20 protein-coding genes are annotated in these 22,097 nt (G+C 59.8%); 7 read left to right on the top strand and 13 right to left on the bottom strand.

Going from position 1 to position 22,097, the window contains the following annotated elements:
* Nucleotides 1-14: 14 nt before the first annotated feature.
* The 4 genes from LXM96_RS15115 to LXM96_RS15100 are packed head-to-tail and all read left to right on the top strand — an operon-like array spanning nucleotide 15 to nucleotide 3,020.
* Entirely contained in the window at nucleotides 15-191 is a 177-nt protein-coding gene (locus LXM96_RS15115; RefSeq protein ID WP_239999389.1) for a CbtB domain-containing protein, read from the top strand.
* Nucleotides 192-201: 10 nt separating this feature from the next.
* On the top strand, nucleotides 202-948 hold the full coding sequence (locus tag LXM96_RS15110; RefSeq protein ID WP_239999388.1) for a CbtA family protein: 747 nt from the start codon (nucleotides 202-204) through the stop codon (nucleotides 946-948).
* Nucleotides 945-1,559: a cob(I)yrinic acid a,c-diamide adenosyltransferase gene (cobO, locus tag LXM96_RS15105; protein ID WP_239999387.1), complete on the top strand. Its 615-nt coding sequence runs from the start codon at nucleotides 945-947 to the stop codon at nucleotides 1,557-1,559. Before LXM96_RS15110 ends, cobO begins: the two co-directional genes overlap by 4 nt.
* Before the next feature lie 3 nt (nucleotides 1,560-1,562).
* Nucleotides 1,563-3,020 (top strand): cobyric acid synthase, encoded by a 1,458-nt coding sequence (locus LXM96_RS15100; RefSeq protein ID WP_239999386.1) that lies wholly within the window; start codon nucleotides 1,563-1,565, stop codon nucleotides 3,018-3,020.
* Here the strand turns inward: LXM96_RS15100 and cbiB are convergent.
* Nucleotides 3,004-3,972, bottom strand: a complete 969-nt coding sequence (cbiB, locus tag LXM96_RS15095; RefSeq protein WP_239999385.1) for an adenosylcobinamide-phosphate synthase CbiB — start codon at nucleotides 3,970-3,972, stop codon at nucleotides 3,004-3,006. The two genes, LXM96_RS15100 and cbiB, sit on opposite strands and share 17 nt — an antisense overlap.
* On the opposite strand from cbiB, the gene cobD reads away from it, so the two are divergent.
* Complete coding sequence (gene cobD, locus LXM96_RS15090; RefSeq protein ID WP_239999384.1) at nucleotides 3,971-4,990, top strand: threonine-phosphate decarboxylase CobD; 1,020 nt, start codon at nucleotides 3,971-3,973, stop codon at nucleotides 4,988-4,990. The genes cbiB and cobD overlap by 2 nt on opposite strands.
* On the opposite strand, the gene LXM96_RS15085 is transcribed toward cobD, so the two are convergent.
* The 3 genes from LXM96_RS15085 to LXM96_RS15075 are packed head-to-tail and all read right to left on the bottom strand — an operon-like array spanning nucleotide 4,980 to nucleotide 8,869.
* Nucleotides 4,980-5,981 (bottom strand): P1 family peptidase, encoded by a 1,002-nt coding sequence (locus LXM96_RS15085; RefSeq protein WP_239999383.1) that lies wholly within the window; start codon nucleotides 5,979-5,981, stop codon nucleotides 4,980-4,982. The genes cobD and LXM96_RS15085 overlap by 11 nt on opposite strands.
* A 3-nt stretch (nucleotides 5,982-5,984) precedes the next feature.
* Nucleotides 5,985-7,526, bottom strand: a complete 1,542-nt coding sequence (gene amaB, locus LXM96_RS15080) for an L-piperidine-6-carboxylate dehydrogenase (RefSeq protein ID WP_239999382.1) — start codon at nucleotides 7,524-7,526, stop codon at nucleotides 5,985-5,987.
* Between the two features lie 59 nt (nucleotides 7,527-7,585).
* Nucleotides 7,586-8,869, bottom strand: coding sequence for an NAD(P)/FAD-dependent oxidoreductase (locus LXM96_RS15075; protein WP_239999381.1), 1,284 nt, complete (start codon nucleotides 8,867-8,869; stop codon nucleotides 7,586-7,588).
* A 216-nt stretch (nucleotides 8,870-9,085) separates the two neighbouring features.
* Here LXM96_RS15075 and LXM96_RS15070 point away from each other — a divergent pair, with 216 nt between their 5' ends.
* On the top strand, nucleotides 9,086-9,322 hold the full coding sequence (locus LXM96_RS15070) for an Lrp/AsnC ligand binding domain-containing protein (protein WP_239999380.1): 237 nt from the start codon (nucleotides 9,086-9,088) through the stop codon (nucleotides 9,320-9,322).
* 30 nt (nucleotides 9,323-9,352) lie between these two features.
* Here LXM96_RS15070 and LXM96_RS15065 read toward each other — a convergent pair whose 3' ends face one another.
* The 4 genes from LXM96_RS15065 to epmA form a co-directional block, all read right to left on the bottom strand.
* Complete coding sequence (locus LXM96_RS15065) at nucleotides 9,353-9,547, bottom strand: hypothetical protein (RefSeq protein ID WP_239999379.1); 195 nt, start codon at nucleotides 9,545-9,547, stop codon at nucleotides 9,353-9,355.
* Between the two features lie 482 nt (nucleotides 9,548-10,029).
* A complete protein-coding gene (gene purU / locus LXM96_RS15060; RefSeq protein ID WP_239999378.1) occupies nucleotides 10,030-10,914 on the bottom strand; it encodes a formyltetrahydrofolate deformylase in 885 nt (294 codons plus the stop codon).
* Between the two features lie 306 nt (nucleotides 10,915-11,220).
* Nucleotides 11,221-12,276, bottom strand: coding sequence for a lysine-2,3-aminomutase-like protein (locus LXM96_RS15055; protein WP_239999377.1), 1,056 nt, complete (start codon nucleotides 12,274-12,276; stop codon nucleotides 11,221-11,223).
* On the bottom strand, nucleotides 12,276-13,343 hold the full coding sequence (gene epmA, locus LXM96_RS15050) for an EF-P lysine aminoacylase EpmA (RefSeq protein WP_239999376.1): 1,068 nt from the start codon (nucleotides 13,341-13,343) through the stop codon (nucleotides 12,276-12,278). Before epmA ends, LXM96_RS15055 begins: the two co-directional genes overlap by 1 nt.
* A 171-nt stretch (nucleotides 13,344-13,514) precedes the next feature.
* On the opposite strand from epmA, the gene efp reads away from it, so the two are divergent.
* Complete coding sequence (gene efp, locus LXM96_RS15045) at nucleotides 13,515-14,084, top strand: elongation factor P (protein ID WP_239999375.1); 570 nt, start codon at nucleotides 13,515-13,517, stop codon at nucleotides 14,082-14,084.
* Nucleotides 14,085-14,158: 74 nt separating this feature from the next.
* On the opposite strand, the gene LXM96_RS15040 is transcribed toward efp, so the two are convergent.
* The 5 genes from LXM96_RS15040 to LXM96_RS15020 form a co-directional block, all read right to left on the bottom strand.
* Nucleotides 14,159-15,607 (bottom strand): efflux transporter outer membrane subunit, encoded by a 1,449-nt coding sequence (locus tag LXM96_RS15040; RefSeq protein WP_239999374.1) that lies wholly within the window; start codon nucleotides 15,605-15,607, stop codon nucleotides 14,159-14,161.
* A gap of 116 nt (nucleotides 15,608-15,723) precedes the next feature.
* Nucleotides 15,724-18,834, bottom strand: coding sequence for an efflux RND transporter permease subunit (locus LXM96_RS15035; RefSeq protein WP_239999373.1), 3,111 nt, complete (start codon nucleotides 18,832-18,834; stop codon nucleotides 15,724-15,726).
* A gap of 50 nt (nucleotides 18,835-18,884) precedes the next feature.
* Nucleotides 18,885-20,084, bottom strand: coding sequence for an efflux RND transporter periplasmic adaptor subunit (locus LXM96_RS15030; RefSeq protein ID WP_239999372.1), 1,200 nt, complete (start codon nucleotides 20,082-20,084; stop codon nucleotides 18,885-18,887).
* A gap of 154 nt (nucleotides 20,085-20,238) precedes the next feature.
* Complete coding sequence (locus LXM96_RS15025; RefSeq protein WP_239999371.1) at nucleotides 20,239-20,841, bottom strand: TetR family transcriptional regulator; 603 nt, start codon at nucleotides 20,839-20,841, stop codon at nucleotides 20,239-20,241.
* A 29-nt stretch (nucleotides 20,842-20,870) separates the two neighbouring features.
* A complete protein-coding gene (locus tag LXM96_RS15020) occupies nucleotides 20,871-21,821 on the bottom strand; it encodes a phosphoribosylaminoimidazolesuccinocarboxamide synthase (protein WP_239999370.1) in 951 nt (316 codons plus the stop codon).
* Nucleotides 21,822-22,097 lie beyond the last annotated feature (276 nt).

The raw sequence follows: 22,097 nt of genomic DNA, 5'->3' as shown, positions 1-22,097 counted from the left end.
CGAAAGGAAGCAAGATGACGACGAAGACGGCAGCCAGTGCACTTGGTGCCTCCACAACCAAGATCATTCCCCTCAGTATGACGGCCCTGCTCGGCTTATTTGTCGTAGGCTTTGTCGGCTTCTCTCATATGGAAGTCGTCCACAATGCCGCGCACGATTCGCGCCATTCGCTCGCCTTCCCCTGCCACTGAGGAAATGAACATGTCCTTGTTTCGCAACATCGTCCTTGCGGCGGTGATCGCCGGGCTTGTGTCCGGTTTCGTCCTTACTGTGCTGCAGAGCTACGCCACGACTCCGCTTATCGTTCACGCAGAAGCCTTTGAAGGCGAGAGCGAGGAGGCTGGGCATTCCCACTCCCATGCTCATGATGAAGGTACGCCTGCACATGATCACGGCGAAGATGGCTGGATGCCAGCTGACGGCGCGGAGCGTTTTGTCTACACGGCGGGTTCAAATATGCTTGCTGGCATCGGCTTCGCTCTCATCTTACTTACAGCCGCAGAGGCATTGGGAACGTTGAATGGATGGAGAAGTGGCCTGATGTTTGGCCTCGCTGGCTTCCTCGCCTTCAGCTTGGCGCCGGGGCTCGGCCTGCCGCCCGAACTCCCCGGGATGCCCGCGGCCGATCTGACCGCGCGGCAGGTGTGGTGGGTGTCGACTGCACTCTTGACCGCCATCGGGCTGGGTCTGCTAACATATGCGAGAACACCGGCTTTTGCGGTTCTCGCCGTTGTCTTGCTTGTCGCTCCGCATCTTTGGGGTGCGCCCTTGCCGGTAAGCCACGACACGGCTGTGCCATTCGACCTGCATGCACGTTTCATGGCCGCAGTCTTCGCCACCAGTCTGATTTTCTGGGCGCTGCTTGGCGCAATCGCAGGTGCGCTGCAAACTCGACTCCGCAGCGGAGAGGAAACCTACTCCAACGGCGCAACTGAGCCTGTCCGGTGAAGCAGGTAGACCAAAAAACCGAGGAACGTCATCGCGCCAAGATGGCGAACCGCAAGGCGGTTCAGGATGCGGAGGTGGCGGGGAAGACCCTAGAGAAGGGTCTTCTCATGGTCCATACCGGCCCGGGGAAGGGCAAGTCGACTGCAGCCTTCGGCTTAGCCTTACGGATGCTCGGCAACAACCGGCGCGTCGGGATCGTGCAGTTCATAAAGGGCGCTTGGTCCACCGGAGAGCAACCGGCTCTCGCAGTTTTCGGCGACCGGGTGGTCTGGCACACCATGGGTGAGGGTTTTACGTGGGAAACGCAGGATCTTAAACGCGATATCGCAGCAGCGGAGCGCGCGTGGCAGAAAGCGCTTGAACTAATGCAGGATGAGACCATCGGCCTTATCATTCTGGACGAAATGAACATCGCCCTGCGTTACGACTACCTCGATCTTGAGTCAGTCATCACTGCTCTGCAGGCACGACGCCCTGAGCTGCATGTCGTCATTACCGGGCGCAACGCGAAACCGGCTCTTTTAGCCGCGGCGGACCTGGTGACCGAGATGGCATTGGTGAAGCATCATTTTCAGGCTGGCGTGAAGGCTCAGGCAGGCATCGAGTTCTGACTGATGGCGGCTCGCGCACTGATGTTCCAGGGGACGGGCTCGGATGTTGGTAAGTCGCTCGTTGTTGCTGCGCTTGCTCGCGCCTTCACGCTGCGTGGCCTCAGTGTCCTGCCATTTAAGCCGCAGAATATGTCGAATAACGCGGCAGTGACTGCGGACGGTGGCGAAATCGGGCGGGCGCAGGCATTGCAGGCGAGGGCCGCGAAGGTGGCGCTCAGCGTGCACATGAACCCAGTTCTGCTCAAGCCACAAAGCGACATCGGCGCACAGGTCGTCGTGCAGGGACGTGTATTGTGTACGGCCAAGGCGGCGGATTACCAGGATCTGAAACCGACATTGATGCCTCGGGTGCTTGAGAGCTTCTTGCACCTGAAATCAAAGGCTGAGCTAGTTTTGATTGAGGGTGCAGGCAGCGCCTCGGAAATCAATCTGCGACAGCACGATATTGCTAACATGGGCTTCGCGCGTGCTGCCGATGTGCCTGTCGTCATGATAGGTGATATTGACCGAGGAGGGGTCATCGCCAGCCTTGCGGGTACGAAGTTGGTCCTCGATCCTGCCGATTCTGCGATGATCCGCGGCTTTATCGTCAATCGGTTCCGCGGAGACCCCTTGCTGTTTTCAGAAGGGATGCGGCAGGTGGCGGCTTTCACCGGCTGGCAGGCGATTGGGCTGCTGCCATTCTTCAAGGATGCCGCCCGCCTACCGGCCGAGGATGCGCTGGGGCTTGGGCAGCCGCGGGAACGAAAAATTGGCGCGAAGGTGCGCATTGCCGTGCCGGTGATGCCGCACATTTCAAATTTCGACGATCTCGACCCGCTGGAGGCGGAGCCTGATGTGGACATGATCCGGGTGCGGCCGGGTGAAGTGCTGCCCGCCGATTGCGATCTCGTCCTTCTCGTGGGCTCGAAGGCGACGATGGCAGATCTCCGGATACTTAGGGAGAGCGGCCTTGCCGTCGACATTCTTGCACACGCCCGTCGCGGTGGGCATGTCCTCGGTCTTTGCGGTGGATATCAGATGCTGGGCCGAAGGATAAGCGACCCGAATGGCCTTGAAGGTGAACCTGGCTCGATGGACGGTCTGGGCCTTCTTGAAGTCCAGACGGAACTGGAGGGGAAAAAGCGACTGCAGGTGGTCGAAGGTCGAAGCTTCGATGGCGAACTGTTGCGCGGCTACGAGATGCATGTCGGACGCACCAACGGGCCCGATTGTTCTAGGCCCTTCGCGAGCATCAGCGGAAAACATGAGGGTGCGGTCTCCATGAGCGGACGCGTGATGGGGACATATGTCCATGGCCTTTTTTCCGACGATAGACAGCGTACGGCCTGGCTCGGTAGGCTTGGAGGAACTACGTCGGGATTGAACTATGATGCGGAAATAGATGCCGTACTCGACCGTCTTGCAGGCCATGTCGAGCAACACCTTGATCTGGATGCCCTCCTTAAACTAGCGCGATAAGAAGCGCAGCAAGACCGAGGAGCGCGATCAGGAGTGCGTCGGCGACGCGTGCCAGCTTGAGTGCCCTGCGGATGTCCGACGCCGACAGATCGGCCTTTCCGCCTTCTCCCATGAAAGGCGCTTCGATCATCGTGCCGCCATAGCTCCGCGGCCCGGCAAGTGCGATATCTAGTGCGCCCGCCATTGCGGCTTCAGGCCAACCCGCGTTGGGCGAACGATGGGACCGCGCGTCACGCCGGACGGCAGCAAGCGCGTTTCGGGGCGAGGCAAGCGGCAGGAGGCACGCGGCGAGGACAAAGAGGGTGGCGCTCAGGCGAGAGGCGGGCAGGTTGATGAGATCGTCAAAACGCGCCGCCGCCCATCCGAACGCCTCGTGGCGCGGCGAGCGGTGCCCGATCATGCTATCAGCTGTATTCGCTGCCTTATACGCGGCGCCGCCGGCCAGTCCACCAACCGCCGTCCAGACAGCTGGCGCCACAATGCCGTCGGAGAAGTTCTCGGCTAGGCTCTCGATCGCGGCGCGGCAAACTGCCGGTTCATCCAACTGCTCCGGATCGCGGCCGACGATCATGGATACGGCTTTCCGGCCGGCATCCAGGCCCTCGTGCTCCAGTGCATCTGCCACAGCCTCGACATGAGCCTCGAGGCTTTTTTGAGCGGGCAGGGTGGCGGCAAGCAGGACCAACGGGACGAGGCCGAGCCCGTGCTTCAGAAGCGCCGCTTCTATCAGGAAGGACGTCGTGATGGTGGCACCCAAGAGGGTCGTCAAGCAGAGCAAGCCCCATGCTTTGCGAGCGGAGAAGTCCGAGTGCTCCGTATTCCACCGTGCGTCGAGGCAGGCAATCAGCCGCCCCATCCAGGTGACGGGATGCCCGATTGCGCGGTATATCCAATCTGGGTAGCCGAACAGGCGCTCAGTTAGCAGGGCAAGGAAAGCGAGAAGAACATACATGCGTTCTGGTGCATCTGAGACGGAGGAAGAGATTCAGCACGGCGGTAACCTGGCACGGGCACGAGCAGCTTTCCCACTTGCGCCCGAGCCATGGATCGATTTGTCCACCGGCATCAATCCGCATTCCTATCCATTTTCCGCCTTGCCAGCCAAGGCTTTCTCAAGCCTGCCCGACGTCGAATTGGGTGAGCGGTTGAAGCTCGTTGCGGCAAACGCCTACGAAGCGCCATCGCCAGCGCATATTGTGGCTGCTCCGGGCACTCAGTTGCTGCTGCCGCTTATCGCTCGCCTCGGCAACGGCAGCAAAGCGGCAGTACTTTCTCCAACCTATGCTGAACACGCGCGGGCGGCGAAGCTTGCGGGGCTTGAGGTCACGGAAACGGAGGAACTTGCCGAACTCGCGGAGTCGGACCTGGCAGTCGTTGTCAATCCCAACAATCCGACGGGGCGTCTTGTGAGCCGCGCCGAATTGCTCGAGGTTGCATCCCACCTCGGTAACAATGGCGGCTTACTTGTTGTCGATGAAGCCTTCGGTGAAGTGGGCGAGGGGGGAAGCCTAGCCAATGCCGTGAACCGTGGTGGGCTCGTGGTGCTGCGTTCCTTCGGCAAGTTCTTCGGAATGGCAGGCATCAGGCTCGGCTTTGCTATCGCTCCACCCTACATCGTTAAGAAACTTGAGGAGCAACTAGGTCCCTGGTCGGTGTCAGGACCGGCGCTTCACATCGCGCTTGAGGCCCTGGTGGATGAACATTGGAAATCCTCCATGCGGCAGAGACTGGCAGAAGAGGCGCAGCGGCTCGATGCTCAGTTGGCTTCTGCTGGAATCATCGTTGCAGGGGGGACTTCCCTTTTTCGCTTCCTCCAGCATGAGAAGGCAAGGCTGATCTATGAAACGCTCGGGCGCCAAGGCGTCCTGATCCGCAAATTCGACGAAAGGCCCCGTGACCTACGTATTGGGCTGCCTGCGGATCACGAGTGGGGGCGTCTGGTGAAGGCTCTTGGGGAACTTACGGTCTAACCAGATCCCCGAAGCGATTGCGCCAGCTGTGTTGTGCTCCTTCGAACGGAAGACTAGCGGCCTCGAAGACGCCGCGCGCGATCGCTCTTGCGGTTACAATGGTTGCGAGGTGGAAGATCTCCGTAAGATGCGTTGGTGACGAGAGAGGCTTCCTGCCGGTGGCTGCGGCGAACATGGTGTCTCCGTCTGAAGGCAGATGTGCTGGGAGTAGAGCGCGCCCTAGCCCGTCATGTGCCATCAGCGAAAGCCGGTGAGCGTCCACTTTGGAGAGTTCCGCGTCCGTGACGACGACGCCAATGGTGGTTGCGACGATATTAGTTCCCTTTACGCGCAGCCGGGTATCAAATTCGATGGGCAGGCCAAGGCCGCCAAACTCCTGGTCTTGCTCGAATGGCGCTGCCCAGAAGTGAGGCCCATCCGCGATGGTTGCCGACCCCATGGCGTTTACTGCCACGAGTGCTGCAACGACATGCCCGTCCGTCGTGCAAGCACTTGCGGATCCTATTCCTCCCTTGAGAGTCGCCGTTGTCGCTCCAGTTCCGGCCCCCACGGAGCCTAGGGCAAATCGACCTGGCTCAGCAGCCTGGAAGGCCGCATATCCTAGATCGCGATAAGGAGAATGGAGATCCCACGCCCTGTCGCCGCCGCTGACCAGATCAAAAAGGATTGCCTGCGGCACGATCGGCACCCGAGCCTTGCCCACCTCCAGTCCGCGTCCGATCTGGCGCAGGCCTGTTTGGACGCCGCCTGCCGCATCCAAACCGAAGGCCGAGCCGCCGGACAGCACGAAGGCGTCCACTCTCTGGACGGTCATTGCGAGGTCAAGAAGAGCTGTGTCGCGTCCGCCAGGCGCTCCTCCCAGCACGGTGCCCGACGCGACCGGGGGCTCATCGAAAACAATTGCGGTAACACCGGAGCCGAGGTCAAGGTCGGTGGCGTGGCCAACCGCCACGCCACCGACATCCGTCAACAGGTTAAGCCGCGTCGACATCCCTTAGATGACGTCGAACTTGACGCCCTGCGCAAGCGGCAGTGTGCGGCCGTAGTTCATCGTGTTGGTTGCACGGCGCATGTAGATCCTCCAGGCGTCAGAGCCGGATTCCCGACCGCCTCCCGTTTCCTTCTCGCCCCCGAAGGCGCCCCCAATTTCGGCACCCGAGGGTCCGATGTTGACGTTTGCGATGCCGCAGTCCGAGCCTCGGTCAGACACAAAGATCTCCGCTTCGCGCATGTCATTGGTGAAGATCGAGGAAGACAGGCCCTGCGGCACGTCGTTGTGGAGCCGCAGCGCCTCGTCGAAGTCGCTGTACTTCATCACGTAGAGGATAGGAGCGAAGGTCTCCTCCTTCACGGGGCCCGTTTGCTCCGGCATCTCCACGATCGCCGGTCGAACGTAGTAAGCTTCGTCAGCGCCTTGTTGCTCCACCCGTTCACCACCGGTGACCTTCCCGCCCGCTGTCTTGGCGGCTTCAAGAGAGGCCTGCATCTTGTCGAATGCGGCCTTGTCGATCAGTGGACCGACCAGATTGCCGTTTTCAAGCGGGTTGCCGACAGTCACCGACTGGTAGGCCTTTGCGAGACGCGGGACCAGCGTGTCATAGACGCCGTCGTGGACGAAGAGGCGGCGCAGTGTCGTGCAGCGCTGGCCGGCAGTTCCCATGGCCGCGAAGGCAACACCGCGCAGGGTCAGGTCGAGATCCGCTGACGGGGTAACGATGGCGGCGTTGTTGCCGCCGAGTTCCAACAAGGAGCGTGCGAAACGCTGTGCCAGACGTGGGCCGACGGCACGGCCCATGGCTGTAGATCCTGTTGCTGAAACCAGCGGCACCTTCTCATGATCCACAAGAACCTCGCCTATATCCCGCCCACCGATCAGCAGGGTGGAAAGGTTCTTAGGCGCCGGGTTGCCTTCCTCGATGTAGCGAGTTAGCGCCTTCTCGAAGATTGCCTGGGTCGCCAGCGCCGTCAGGGGCGTTTTCTCCGAAGGCTTCCAGACGGTGGAATTGCCGCAGACGAGCGCCAACGCCGCATTCCATGACCAGACGGCGACCGGGAAGTTGAAGGCCGAGATGATGCCGATGGCCCCAAGCGGGTGCCAGGTTTCCATCATGCGGTGCTCAGCACGCTCGGTGGCGATGGTCAGGCCATAGAGCTGGCGGGACAGACCAACGGCGAAGTCGCAGATGTCGATCATCTCCTGGACTTCGCCCAGACCCTCAGATGTGATCTTTCCGACCTCGATCGATACCAGCCGCCCCAGATCCGTCTTTGCCTTGCGGAGCTCCTCGCCAAGCAGGCGGACTAGTTCGCCGCGTTTGGGCGCCGGTACAAGGCGCCATTCCAGAAAGGCGGCATGGGCCACATCGATCGCCTTCGCGGCGGCGCCAACAGAATGCTCCGGAAGCCTCCCAATTACGGCGCCCGTGACGGGAGAACGAACCTCTAGCGTGCCGCCGGTGTAGCTCTCCGCTTTTACGCCGAGCTCTGTCAGGATTTTCTTTGCCTCTGCGGCGAGGTCAAGATTGGCAAGCGTCATGTCGGTCCTTCCGGTGTCAACTGTTCGTGTCAATGTACAAATAGGCAGCCGCTTCGCAATCAGAAGCGCTCGCCGGCGAGATGGGCAACCTGCGCGCCGGCCTCGTAATAAACTTCCTTCAGTGGGCGCAGCGTCGGCAGCTTAGGGGCAGTGATGGGCAAGGGGAGGTCCTCCTCGCCCAGTCGCCCAAGGATATGCTCGGCAAGCACCTTCCCAAAGGTGGTGCCGGGGGCGATACCGCGCCCATTATACCCGCAGAAACTGATGACGTTTGGCGCAAACTTGTGAAGACGCGGCAGCGCGTTGTCGGTCATTCCAATCTGGCCGTACCACTCCGCCTCAAACTCGATCGCGCCAAGTTGCGGGAAGATGCGCCGGAGAGTACGCCGAGCCCAAGCCCTATGAATGGCCGTTCCTGTCCCTCTCAGGGCACCAACGCTTCCGACGACGAGGCGACCGGCCCGATCCATCCTGAACGAGGAAAGGATTTCCCTGGTATCCCAGCAGCCTTGTCGACCCGGGAGGATCGACTTCAAGTGTTCGCTGCTGAGGGGCGCGGTGGCAAGGTTGAAGTAGGGAAGCCGCACCTGCTCCTTGCGCAGGACCTCCCACGGGCCAGTGCTATAGGCGTCTGTGGCAACGATAACCCAGTCAGCGGAAACCTCGCCGCTCGACGTCTTGACCAACTGGCGGCCTGCGCGTTGCTCGTGAGACAGAACAGCACTTCTCGTGTAGACACTTGCGCCTGCTCTTATAGCGGCATGGGCGAGGCCGCGGGCATAAGCGAGGGGCTGCAAGGTGCCGGCACGCATATCGAGAAGCGATCCGGCGTATGTCTCCGACCCCACACGACGCGCTGTTTCGGCTGCAGTGAGCATCTCGACCTGCGCCCCGCGCGTCTGCCACTGCCTTGCTCTTTCTTCAAGCTCACGCAGGCCTGCGTCGCCCACCGCACAATGCAGCGTACCGTTTTTTTCCAACTCGCAGGCGATCGCGTGATTTTCAATGATGTCCCGGACCAAAGAAGGCCCTTTGCTTAGCAAGTCGAGGAGGCGCTCGCCGTAGCGGGGGCCCAGTTCCTTCGGAAGGTCATCAGGCATGACCCACATGCCTGCATTGATGAGGCCGACGTTTCGTCCCGCCCCGCCGAACCCAAACTCCTGTGCTTCAAGCAGGACCACGTCGATGCCCGCCTGGGCAAGATGAAGGGCGGCCGAGAGGCCGGTATAGCCGCCGCCGATGATCACTACGTCTGCAGAAATGGCCCCCGAAAGGGAGGTGGTTTGTGGAGCTGGCGGAGCGGTTTTTTCCCACAAGCCGTGGGAGCGCGGGTCATTCAGCATTGTATTGTTCCGACGAGAATGCGGCAACTTTATCGAGAGGGGGCATTCAGCGACATCGACAGATTCTCAACAGCGCATTCGGTGGCGGAATGCTACACCGATCCAAGCTCATGAACGTGAGCGCGGGCGCCAATCGGTGGGCTTGCGATCGCTGTGCGCATCAGCCAATAGTTGGCGACACCCACGAGCGCCCAGCCGCTCAGACAGGATAGCCCCATGAAGCCGATATTCGTGCAGCTTAGATGCACTCCAGGGAAAACCTATGAGGTCGCTGACGCGATCTATCAAACGGAACTGGTGTCTGAGCTTTACTCCACCAGCGGGGACTGGGACCTCCTGCTTAAGATCTACCTCAAAGAGGGTGAGGAAATCGGGCGGTTCGTCAACGAAAAGATCGCCAGCATTCCGGGGATAGAGCGCTCGTTGACAACAATGACATTCACCGCCTTCTGATGCAGCGCCGCCCGTCGTTACCTCGTGGGATCAGGTACGAGCGCTCTCGCCCGGCTGGCTATTCACCAGGTCGCGGATTGCCAGGTGGACCTCATCCGCTGAGGTGAAGAGTTTCTCATCAAGATCAATGACGTGAAACTTTACTGCGATAAACTTGAGGCGATCCGCGTCAGGGACAACGATGCCGACCGGCTCACCACGATATTCTATTACTTGTTTTTGCATAGATCTGCTCCCTCCGACTCCCTGAGTCGGCGCTGCAAATGAAGATCTCGGGATTTTGGACCGAAGTCACATTCGACAGCGAGGGACGAGCGCCTTGGCGGCGATCTCATTATTGGACGCCAGCTGCCCAAGGGCGGCGACGCGCGTCATATTAAACATGTCACTCTCCTCGGTTGGTTGCGCTTCCAGTACATGACTCATTGCACATGTTCGGTGAGACTCTAATGGGCGTTGGAAGAACCTGCAATGAGAATGATGATGAACGGGATATTTTTCTGGGAGATGACGGAATCAAGGCGCAACTGTGAAATTTCATTTCACTCTAGTTGACTGCGCGTGAGGCTCACTGGGCCTGCCTTGACGATCACAGCTACTGAACGAATGGCAGCAGCCTTCACCTCGTTGCAGGCCATTCCAGTGGGGCATCCCGGCAACGCAGCCTTGGAGGGTGCACTCTGGTACAGTCACCCCCACCTGCCGTCTCAACCCATTCTTTCGGAGGCGTAGCTGCCTGGGCTAGGGGGAAACACGATCGTGCGGTTACCGTTGAGGAATACGCGGCGGTGGATGTGGGCGTGGATCGCGCGTGCGAGCACCTGGCTTTCGACGTCGCGCCCCAGTGACACGTAGTCGTCCGGGCTCTGGGCATGCGTGATGCGTACCGTGTCCTGCTCAACGATCGGGCCTTCGTCCAAGTCCGCCGTCACGTAATGCGCCGTGGCTCCGATAAGCTTCACACCACGCTGGTAAGCCTGCTTGTAGGGGTTGGCGCCCTTGAAACTCGGCAGAAATGAGTGGTGGATGTTAATGATCTTACCCGACATCGCCCTGCACAATTGATCCGACAAGACCTGCATGTAGCGCGCCAGCACGATCAGCTCCGTGCCGGTCTGTTCGACCAGTTCCATCAACTGCGCTTCCGCATGCGGTTTGTTTTCGGGAGTCACCTTGATGTGGTGGAACGGGATATCGTGGTTCACCACGACCTTCTGGTAATCGAAGTGGTTAGAGACGACGCCGACGATGTCGATCGGCAGGGCTCCGATCTTCCATCGATAGAGCAGGTCGTTCAGGCAGTGACCGAAGCGTGAGACCATCAATAGGACCTTCATCCGCTCCGCTGCGTCATAGATTTCCCACTCCATCCCGAACCGCTCTGCGACCGGTGTGAAGCCTTCTACAAGCTGTGGACGCTTGACGCCTTCTTCCGACAGGAAGGAGATCCGCATGAAAAATTTGCCGGTGTCGAGGTCATCGAACTGGGACGAGTCGATGATATTGCAGCCTCTGTCAGCCAGATAACCTGATATGGCTGCAACAACACCGCGCGTGGAGTCGCAAGTTACTGTCAGGACATAGCTCATCATCGCGCGTGCTCTCCGCTACAGGTTGAGGTGTTTACGTGAAGCAGGTGCCGAAGACCGCTTGTCTGCTTTTGTATGGATCGTCCAATGTTCCCGCCATAGTCGAAGCTCCGTTCGTCAGGATAGATTACCTTGGCGGAGCCTTGGGTGAGGCCATTGGGCCAACTATTGATAGGTTTAAGAAGACGTGGCCGTTCTTATCGCGCCGTCTGCAGTTTTTTGAGCGCCCAGCCCTGCGGCATGAACAGCTTAAGGATCCTCCTGCGCCATTGGAACACATGTGGCATCTCCAGTGGTATACGCGGATGATCAGATATCGTCCGGCCCGCCATAGGGATGCTCCCTCCCCCGAAAGTCGCTGACGAAGTAGCTGTTGTCTCCCCTGCGTGCTGCCCCTTCAGTCAGGACAGCCTTGCCGTGCCCCCCTGGAATGTCGAGGACATAGGTGGGCTGACACAGCCCGGAGATTCGCCCCCGCAACGCCGATACGATGCGTTGCCCCTCACCAATTCCCAGTCGAAAGTGGCTGGTGCCGGGCGCCAGGTCTGGGTGATGGAGATAGTAGGGTTTGACGCGGATCTCGACGAAGGCCTTCATGAGCTCGGCAAGAATGTCCGGATCGTCGTTGACGCCGCGCAGCAAGACCGTCTGGCTCACCATGACGATGCCCGCATCGACCAATCGCGCACAGGCCGATCGCGCCTCTTCCGTGATCTCACGCGGGTGATTGGCATGCAGTGCTAGGTAGACGCCCTGGCCGCCCGCCTTCAGCGCCGCCACGAGTTCCTCGTTGATGGCCTGAGGATCGACGACGGGTACCCTACTGTGTAGCCGCACGATCTTCACATGCGCGATCTGCGCGAGTTCAAGCATGATCTGCGTGAGGCGGCGGGGAGAAAGGACAAGTGGATCACCCCCCGTGAGAATGACCTCCCATATGCTCGGGGTTTTTCGGATGTAATCAAGCGCAGCCTCGAGCTCATCGGCAGAAAGCGTTCCATCGCCCTGAGGTCCGACCATCTCACGTCGAAAGCAGAACCGGCAGTAAACAGGGCAAACGTGGACCGCCTTCAGAAGAACCCGGTCCGGGTAGCGATGGACGATCCCTTTCACCGGCGTGTGTGCGGCATCGCCTATCGGATCCGGTCTCTCATCCGCTGTTGTTACCAGTTCTAAGCCAGAGGGTAGAAACTGTCGCGCGATCGGGTCCTGCGGATCCGCACGGTCAATGAGCGCGGCCATTGTTGGCGTTACCCCTATGGCATACCGTTCGGCGACGGCGCGAGCTCCAGGTATCTCCTCGCCGAATAGCAGGCCTTCCGCGGCCAGTTCGTCTGCGCTCTTGAGGGCGCGCTCCACAGCCATCACCTTGTCTCCGGAACTGGAGTCCAGATTACCTGTTCGATGCGCCGGGCGCCTGTCGCCAGCATCACCAGTCGGTCGAAGCCAAGTGCGGCGCCACTCGCCGCGGGCATGTTCTCCACGGCCTGCAGAAAATCCTCGTCGATCGGATAGCTTTGCCCGTAGATTCGTTCCTTCTCGGCCATCTCGAGATCGAAGCGGCGGCGCTGTTCTTCCGCGTCCGTCAGTTCGCCGAAGGCGTTCGCGAGCTCTACGCCGCACCCATAGAGCTCGAACCTTTCTGCAACGCGAGGGTCGTCGGGGGAGGGGCGAGCAAGTGCTGCTTCAGATATCGGGTATTCGTAGAGTATCGTCGCTCTTTCGGCGCCGAGATTGGGCTCAACTTTTTCGACCAGCACCCGGCTGTAAAGGTCGGACCACGTATCATCGTCAGCAAAGCGGATTCCCGCGCACTGTAGTGCTTGGGCCAATCTATCGCGATCTGTCATGCCGTCCGCCGAAACAGTGGCGAGCAGGTTAATCCCCGCAAAACGATCGAATGCTTCCGCGACAGTGAGCCGTTCTGGCTTGGCTAAAGGATCCATTTCGATCCCCCGGTAGCAGAACCTCATGGCCCCACAGGTTTCTGCGGCGATCTTCAAAAGCTCTTCGCAGTCACTCATCAGGGTCGTATAGTTTTCGTCGACGCGATACCATTCGAGCATCGAGAATTCGGGGTGGTGGAGCGGCCCGCGCTCGCGGTTGCGGAAGACGTGGGCGAAGGAGAAAATTCGAACCTCGCCTGCCGCCAGGAGCTTCTTGCAGGCAAACTCCGGGGACGTGTGCAGGTATAGTGGGCTCGGCTGACCGTCCGTCGTGAGCGCTTCCGTTACGAAGGCGTGAAGGTGTGTCTCGTTTCCAGGGGAGACTTGGAGGGCCGCAGGGTCAACCTCCACAAAGTCGAGCGCCGCGAAGCGATTGCGCACGGCTGCTTGGAGACGGTTGCGTGCCAGCAGGAGTGGCCGCCTGTCTGCGTGGACTTTGGGGTGCCACCAAGGGGAAGGCTTGGTTGTGGAAGCGGCATTTGGCATGGAAGGTCCTGGTCAGCTTTCTGCAACCGCTTTTCTTCCGCGAGGCTTCCTATTTTAAGTTTTTTACGCTAGGTGCGCCGGGAAAGCGTTCATTGGTCGCGCGGATCGGTATGCCGTTCCTCTACGACGCATCACCGGTGGAGACAAGCCGGTAGGTATAAGGGAATATTCATGGTCAAGGTCATCGCCTCCTCCGTCCGAAAGGGCAATGTGCTTGAAGTGGAAGGAAAGCTGTACGTGGTTCTGACGGCGCAAAATTTCCATCCCGGCAAAGGTACACCTGTTACCCAGGTAGACATGCGCCGCATCGTCGACGGCGTGAAGGTGTCGGAGCGCTGGCGTACCACTGAGCAGGTCGAGCGCGCCTTCGTTGAAGATGTCAACTTCCAGTATCTTTACGAGGATGGAGAAGGCTTCCACTACATGAACCCGGAGAACTACGATCAAGTCGTGGTCGACGCGGAGACTATGGGGGACCAGAAAGCCTACCTCCAGGAAGGCATGACATGCATCCTGTCCATTCATGAGGGGGTGCCTCTTGCCGTGCAATTGCCAAGGCATGTGACACTTGAAATCACCGAGACCGAACCAGTGGTCAAGGGACAGACGGCGTCGTCCTCATACAAGCCGGCGATGCTTTCGAACGGGCTGCGCACCATGGTTCCGCCGCACATTAACGCAGGGACACGCGTCGTTATCGCGACAGAGGATAATTCCTACGTCGAGCGCGCCAAGGACTGATCCCCAGTCACTCCTCAGAAAAAGAGAAACCTCCGAAGCGCCGCTCCGGAGGTTTTTTATGCTCTTGATCTTTGCTACTTGATCGGCATCGCAGCGACGGATGCAACCCGCGTGAGGCCTTGACCGTAGCCATAGCCTCCTCCGATCGCAACGTTGAGCGACACGAAGTCTTGGGCTGCTTGCTGGACTGCCTGTGCGAGGTTCGTCTGAGCTGTGGAAACCTGTCTCTGCGCGTCGAGAACATCGAGAAGCGAGGAGGCACCGTCACGGTAGCTGGCGGTCGCAAGATCGAGGGCTTCCTCATAGGACCGAACGGTATCGCGGAGCGCATTGACCGTACGTGCATCGCGAGCAACGGCGGCGAGGGCGTTTTCAGTTTCCTCCACTGCGTTGAGAACCGTCTGCTTCCAGTCAAGATAAGCTTCCCGTGCGGCGGATTCTGCGGCTGACACGCGTGCTTTGAGCGCTCCGCCGTCGAAAATCGGCAGCGATATCGACGGGCCGAACGACCATGATAGAAGCCCGCTTTCGGAGCCCCCACCCACTCGCGTGTAGGACGGCGTAATCGAGCCGCCTAGAGTTATCGCAGGGTAAAGCTGAGCTTCTGCAACGCCAATTTGTGCTACTGCTGCTGCCAGTTGGCGCTCTGCGGCGCGAATGTCAGGACGATTGCGGATCAAGTCGGCGGGAATGCCCGCCTTGACGTTGAATCGCGCGACCGGCTGAGGAGCTCCCTTCTGAAGTTCAGGAATAAGAGAGGATGCCGGCAGCCCCAGAAGGGTGGCAACGCGATGAGCTGCGCCCCGGAAGGCAGTTTCGAGGGCAGGAATTTCGGCAATGGTTGAGTTGACTAGCCCTTCTGCCTGCACCACATCGAGCCTGGACGCTGCACCTGCTTCGAGCTGGAGGCGCGTCAGCTCAAGCGTTTCACGGCGAGAATCCAAGTTCTGCCGGGCAAGCGCAATCCGCTGCTGGTAGTAGCGAACATCGATATAGGCAGAAACCACTGCCTGCAGCAGGGACAGGCGCGAGATATCTACTGCAGCATAGGCGGCGTCGAGACTCGCGAGCGCAGCTTCTTTTGAACGACGATAGAGCCCGAAGAGATCGAGAAACCATGATGCAGTGGGGCCGCCAGAAACGGAGGTCTGGGAGGCGGTTGCGGCGGCGCTCGGCGTGCCGCCAAGCTCTCTCGCACCACTTCGTCTTGCCTGCGCCCCAAGATCGAGCGAGGGCAGGGCACCGGCGCCAGCCTCCACGACATTGGCCTCTGCCTGATTGATCCGCTCAAGTGCCTGCAGGACATCAAGGTTCTGCGAAAGTCCTTGCTGAACATAACTATTCAAGCGGCTGTCGTTGAATGCGATCCACCAAGGAGCCGTAGTGACTTCCCCATTACTGGCAGCCGGGCCTTCAGCGAAGTTCGCCGGCAATGCGATCGCGGGCGCCGAATGGTCGGGGCCAACGACACAGCCGGACAATAGAAGCATGACGAGAGGAGCCGATGCTAGTTTGTATCTCATGATTTCGTCCCGAATGCCCAAAAGAAAACGTGCAAGAATGTCGTTGCCTGTCGCGAATCGATGCGTGAATCAGCGCGCGTCGCGGTGGCGTCACGCTAATGATCTTGCTGTAGATGTCACCCTGTCTTCTCTCGTTTTTCACGGTTTGATAACCGCCTGACGACAACAAAGAAGGAAGGGACAAAGAATATTCCAAGCAGTGTTGCAGAAAGCATACCTCCGAGCACTCCAATGCCGATGGCGTTTTGCGCCGCCGATCCAGCGCCCGTTGCAATCGCCAGCGGCACAACGCCGAGGATGAAGGCGAGCGACGTCATGACGATCGGGCGCAGACGCAAGCGGGCCGCTTCGAGAGTGGCCTCTATGACACCTTTGCCTTGCTCCACTCGATCCTTGGCAAACTCGACGATCAGGATCGCATTCTTCGCCGCAAGGCCGATCGTGGTGAGCAGGCCGACCTTGAAGTACACGTCGTTCGATTGACCGAAAAATTGGGCGGCAGCCAAGGCTCCGAGCACGCCCACCGGTACTGCAAGAACAACTGAAAAAGGTATTGACCAGCTCTCATAGAGTGCGGCAAGGCAGAGAAAAACGATCAGGACGGACAAGGCGTAAAGCGCGGGGGCTTGAGACCCTGAAAGCCGCTCCTGATAGGAGATGCCCTGCCAGGCGACGGAGTATCCACCGGGAAGCTCTGCGGTCAGGCGCTCCATTTCGGACATCGCCTCCCCGGTGCTGACGCCAGGACCGGCCGCGCCTTCCAGAGAAATAGCGCTCGTTCCGTTGAAGCGCGCCAGTTGCGGCGTTCCGCTTTCCCATTGGACACGGCTGAAGGCGGAGAAGGGTAACATCTCGCCTTCTCCATTGCGGGCGTACCAAAAGTTCAGGTCGTCCGGCTGCATGCGGTACTCTGCATCGCCCTGGACGTAGACGGGCTTCAACTCGTTGTTGAGTGTGAAGTCGTTGACATCGCGGCCCGCAAAGATCGTCGCCAACATGGTGTTCACCGAGGCAAGGTCGACACCCATCGCCCCAAGTTTCTCCTGGTCGAGTTGGATCTTGAGCTGCGTCTCCGCCCGCTGGCTGTTGCTGCGCAAGGAACTGATGTTGGGGTTGCTTGATGCAGCCGCAATCAACTGCTGCGAGGCCGCCGTCAGGGCATCGTTACCATTGCCGCCACTGTCAACGAGATACATGGAAAAGCCGCTGGATGTTCCAAGGCCTTGAATTGCTGGCGGCAACAGGGGGAAGACTTGAGCATCCCGCAACGTAAAGAAATAGCCGCCGGCACGCTCGACGATTTCGGCCGCCGACTGGCCGGGGCCGGTACGTTCCTCGAAGTCCTTCAGCTTGGTGAAGACGATGGCGTTGTTCTGTCCGGAGCCGCCGAAGCTGAACCCCAGGACCCCGAACACGGTCTCCACGTTCTCCTTCTCCTGCTCCATGAAGTAGGATTCCACCTGCTTCACCACCGCGTCCGTGCGCGCCGTCGTCGAACCGGCAGGAGTCTGGACGATGGTCAGCAACACACCCTGATCTTCCTGCGGAAGGAAGGAGCTTGGTAGGCGCGTAAACAGCCACGCGCAACCGGACACGACCACTACGAACATCAGCATGACCCGGAACGGACGTTTCAGGAGATAGCCTACCGAGCCAACGTAGCCGCCAGTGGTACGGTCGAATCCCCGGTTAAACCAGGCGCCAATCCCGCGTCCCTTCTTGTGGTGATCGATCGGCTTCAGCATGGTCGCACAAAGGGCGGGTGTAAGCACGATCGCGACCAGAGCAGACAACAGCATCGCCGAAACGATGGTGATCGAGAACTGGCGGTAGATGATACCGGTTGAGCCGCCGAAAAAGGCCATGGGAATGAAGACAGCGGTCAGTACAAGCGCAATGCCGATGATCGCGCCCGTGATCTCGTCCATCGACTTCTCTGTGGCTTCCAGAGGCGACAACCCCTCCTGGTCCATGATCCGTTCCACGTTCTCGACCACGACGATGGCATCGTCAACCAGCAGGCCGATCGCCAGCACCATGGCAAACATCGTCAACGTGTTGATGGAATACCCGCTCAAGGCCAAGATGCCGAAGGTCCCAAGCAGAACCACCGGAACCGCGATCATCGGAATGAGGGTTGCCCGGAGGTTCTGCAAGAAGATGAGAAGGACCACGAACACGAGGATGATCGCCTCGATCAGCGTGTGTACCACCTTCTCGATGGAAAGCTGGACGAAGGGTGTGGTGTCATAGGGGTAGGTGATTTCAACGCCTTCCGGAAGCGTCGGGCCGAGTTCGCCGAGTGCTGCCTTCACGCGCGCCGCCGTATCGAGCGCGTTCGCGCCGGTTGCCAGGTTTACGGCAAAGCCGGTGGAGGGGAGGCTGTTTTGGCGGGAGCTCATGCCGTAGCTCTCCTGGCCAATCTCTACTTCTGCCACATCACTCAGCCGGACCGTCGCGCCATCCGGCTCGACCTTCAGGATGACTGCTTCGAAGTCGCCGACTGTCCTGAGCTGGCTCTGCGCCGTCATCGTGACCGTCAGTTGCTGACCTGCCATCACCGGCTGGCCACCCAGCGAGCCGACGGAAACCTGGGTGTTCTGCGTCTGGATTGCTCCGGTAATGTCGCTTGGCGTCAGCTGGTATTTCTGGAGCTTCAGAGGGTCGAGCCAAATCCGCATGGCGTAGCCGGTCCCGAATATGTCGATGCTTCCGACGCCTTCCAGCCGTTTGATCTGGTCCTCGATGCTGGTGGTGAACACGTCTCCGAGGTCGACGGACGTACGCTTGTTGTCCGTCGACACCAGCGCACCAACCATAAGGATGCTTGAGGTTGACCGAGTGACGGAGATGCCAGCCTGCTGGACCACGTCCGGGAGCTGCGACTGGACAAGCTGCAGCTTGTTCTGAACCTGAACCTGCGCAATCTCGGGATCGACGCTGTTGCCGAAGGTCAAGGTCACCGATGCACTACCGGTGCTGGAGGCCGACGTCATGTAGGTGAGATCGTCGAGACCGGTCATGCCGTCTTCGATGATGCTCGTCACCGACTTTTCCACGGTCTCAGCGCTGGCACCATTGTAGGCGGCCGCGATCCGTACCGTCGTGGGCGCAATGTCGGGATACTGCGAGATCGACAGCGTCGTGATCGCAAGGGCACCGCCCAGCATGATGACGATCGCGATGACCCAGGCGAACACCGGGCGCCGAATGAAGAACTTCGCCATTTGCAAATTTCCTGCGGTACTTTATTTGCTTGCTGACAGTGACGGGTCGTCTACTGCGTCGGTGCAGTTTCGTCGGAAGCTTCAGGTTGTGCCTGCACGACAAGTCCACTCTCGTCGACGGTCGATTCCACCGGCGCCACAGTCGCACCGTCGCCAATCCACTGGAAGCCATCGACGATCAAACGGTCTCCCTCGGCCACGCCCTCGGAAACAAGCCAGTTGTTTCCGGAGACATGGCTTGTGGGGAAGATCCGCGTCTCGACCTGATTGTCTGCGTTGACGAACTTTGCCGAAAGCTCGCCGCGGGCATTGCGGCTGGCTGCACGTTGCGGGATGAGATAACCCGTTTCCTCTCCCAGGATCACCGTCGCCCGCACATACATGCCTGGCAGGATCACGTCGTCCGGATTGTCGAACAAGGCTCGGATCTGGTATGTGCCCGTGCTCTCGCTGACGGCCATTTCCGCCATGTCAAGCTTACCCGTCTGTGGGTACGCCGTGCCGTCCTCCAAGGTAAGCCTGATGTCGGCATTGCGGGGATCGCCACTCAGGCGCCCCGATGCCATGGCCGAGCGCAACTCCAGCAGGTTAGTGCTCGATTCCGTCAGGTCGATGTACATGGGGTCCAGCTGTCGCAGCGTGGTCAGCGCCTCCGGCTGGTTGGCCGTGACGATGTTGCCGACGGCGACGTTGGAGAGACTGGTGACGCCATCGAACGGCGCGCGGATCTTTGTTAAGTCCAGATTGATCTCGGCCGTCTGCAGGGCAGCCTTCGCCTGGGCGACTTCTGCCTCAGCCTGAAGGAGCGTCACACGGGCGTTCTCGTACTCGATCTGCGTGGCGCCGCTGTTGACGAGCCGTTCATAGCGGGCGAGATTGGCTTCTGCACTTGGTATGCTCGCCTCAGCTTTGGCCACATTGGCGCGTGCTTCAGCCACAGCCGCTTCATAGGTGTCGTCCTCGATCTGGAAGAGCAGGCTGCCCTGCTTGACCTCGCTGCCTTCCTTGAACGCAATCTCGCGGATGGCCCCGGTGACGCGGGGCCTGATCTCGGAGGTTCGGAAAGCTGTTGCGCGTCCCGGTAGGATCCGCGTGATCGGATACTGCCCTTCCTTCATGAGCACGACACTGACAGGGCTCGGCGGGCGTTCCTGCGCCTGGCCGGAGGGTGCTGCGCCGTCCCCGGAGTCGCTGCAGGACGCCAGCGCCAACGAAAACAGGAGCGGCAGGCAAACTTTACGTGCGTTCATGACATCATCCAAAGAGGCAATCAACTAGATGCGGGTTGCCGGTCCGAACGGCGATGCGGACCGGCGGACATTGTTCCGGGCCTTTGAAGGAAAGCAGGAGGCACCATCGACGGGACGGTGCCATTCGCATAGAAGTGACGTAAATTAAAAATCGTCACCTAGCAAGCGGGTTTTGCAAGGCTGCACCGATAAGTTGGATCAGTCCCTCGCATCTCTCTTGCAGAGCGGCAGGATCTGTTTTGATCAAGAAGACCGGATGCAGAACGCCCGAGAACGCCGCTGCGACGGTCGGAGCGAGCCCATCCGGATCGCTGCATTGATAGATGCCGGCCTCGACCCCCTCCTTGATGACCTCACAGAAGAGCGTATCGATAAGCTGCTTATAGCGCCGGCCGCTTGGAAGATCGGCATCCGACATCAGCAGAATCATTTCGAAGAGATAGGGGTTCTCCCGGATGTCGCTCAGGTGCGCCTCCATCAGTCGGCGAACCACGATGCCAAGCTTCTCGGGCGCGGGCGCGGGATCATTCAGGAGCGCGAACCGGTCAATCATCCGGTGGATGTGCCGGTCGCAAATCGCGTCGGCAAGCTGCGTCTTCGACCCAAAATGCTTGAAGACGTTCGCCGGCGACATATGCAACGCATTGGCGATATCGGCAATGGAGCAGCGGTCGATGCCTTTCTCGCGAAAGAGGTCTTCCGCCGTCGAAAGAATGTCTTGCCGGGTCTCTTCTGCCTTTCGTCTCGTCCTGCGCACAGTAGTCTTCCTTCGGCACCTCGTTTTGGTCAGCCTTTGGTGAAATAGGGCGCGAGATTTTTCCGGACACGGTCAAGGACGGTGGCGCCGGCGGGGTCCGGGCGGAATGTTGCGCCGGTGATCTTCTCGTAGGCGCCCCGATAGATGTCAGCGGTTGCTTCCACCAAGGTCGCGGGGATCTCCGGGATTTCGTCACTGTAGGGGTCACATCTTTCTGAAACCCAGGACCGCACGAAGTCCTTGTCGAAGCTCACGGGCCGGTCACCACGTTCGAAGCTTTCCTGATAGCTGTCGGCCATCCAGTAGCGGCTGCTGTCGGGTGTGTGGATCTCGTCTGCAAGTACGATCTGCCCGTCGGCGTCGACGCCGAACTCGTACTTCGTGTCGACGAGGATAAGGCCCTTCTCCCCAGCCATCTCCTGACCTCGCTTGAAGAGCGAAAGGGCGTAGTGCGAGACTTCTTCCCACTGCGCCTCGCCGAGCAAGCGGTGCTCAACCACGCTCTTCGGCGTCAGCGGCTCGTCATGGCCGCCATCGAAGGCCTTGCTGGTCGGCGTGATGACCGGTTCTGGTAGGATCTCGTTGTCGCGCATCCCCTCGGGCAGACGAAGCCCGTACATGGATCTCTGCCCCTGCTTATAAAGTGTGAGCAGCGACGTGCCCGTCGTGCCGGCGAGATAGCCGCGCACGACGATCTCGACGGGCAGGATGTCGAGCCGGGTCCCGATCACCACGTTCGGATCGGGATAGGCGAGGACATGATTACGGCAGATGTCGCTCGTTGCCTCGAACCAGTAACGCGCCGTTTGGGTCAGCACGTGCCCCTTATCGGGAATGCAGGTAAGGATGCGGTCGAAGGCGCTCAGCCGATCGGTGGCAATGATGATCCGCCTACCGTCGGGCAGATCATAATTGTCGCGAACCTTGCCTCTATAGTAATTGGGAAGTTCAGGAATATGGGCTTCGGACAGGACGCGCACGGTGCACCTTTTGCTGGATCCATATGTTCCTATGACATGCTGAGCTGCGCGAAGACAAGCTGAGCGGAGTTGCAGGGCCGCCGCGCGGAGAACCGCGTCTCGGCGAAACCTCTCCGCGGGGGTGTTTGTCAGTCCGCTCCAACGCTCCGCTCGATATTACCTCATAAAAACAGCACCTTACCCGCAAAAATCGGGATTCTTGAAAAACCCCGTTGACTTGTTTTGGTGTGTGGGCTTATAAACCGCTCACCAACGAGGGCGGCGGCGCTGCTGGCG

The organism is Rhizobium halophilum, from assembly GCF_021648825.1.
Taxonomy (GTDB): domain Bacteria; phylum Pseudomonadota; class Alphaproteobacteria; order Rhizobiales; family Rhizobiaceae; genus Neorhizobium; species Neorhizobium halophilum.
The sequence above is the reverse complement of the archived record's forward strand: the minus strand, read 5'-3'. Positions and strand labels throughout refer to the sequence as shown.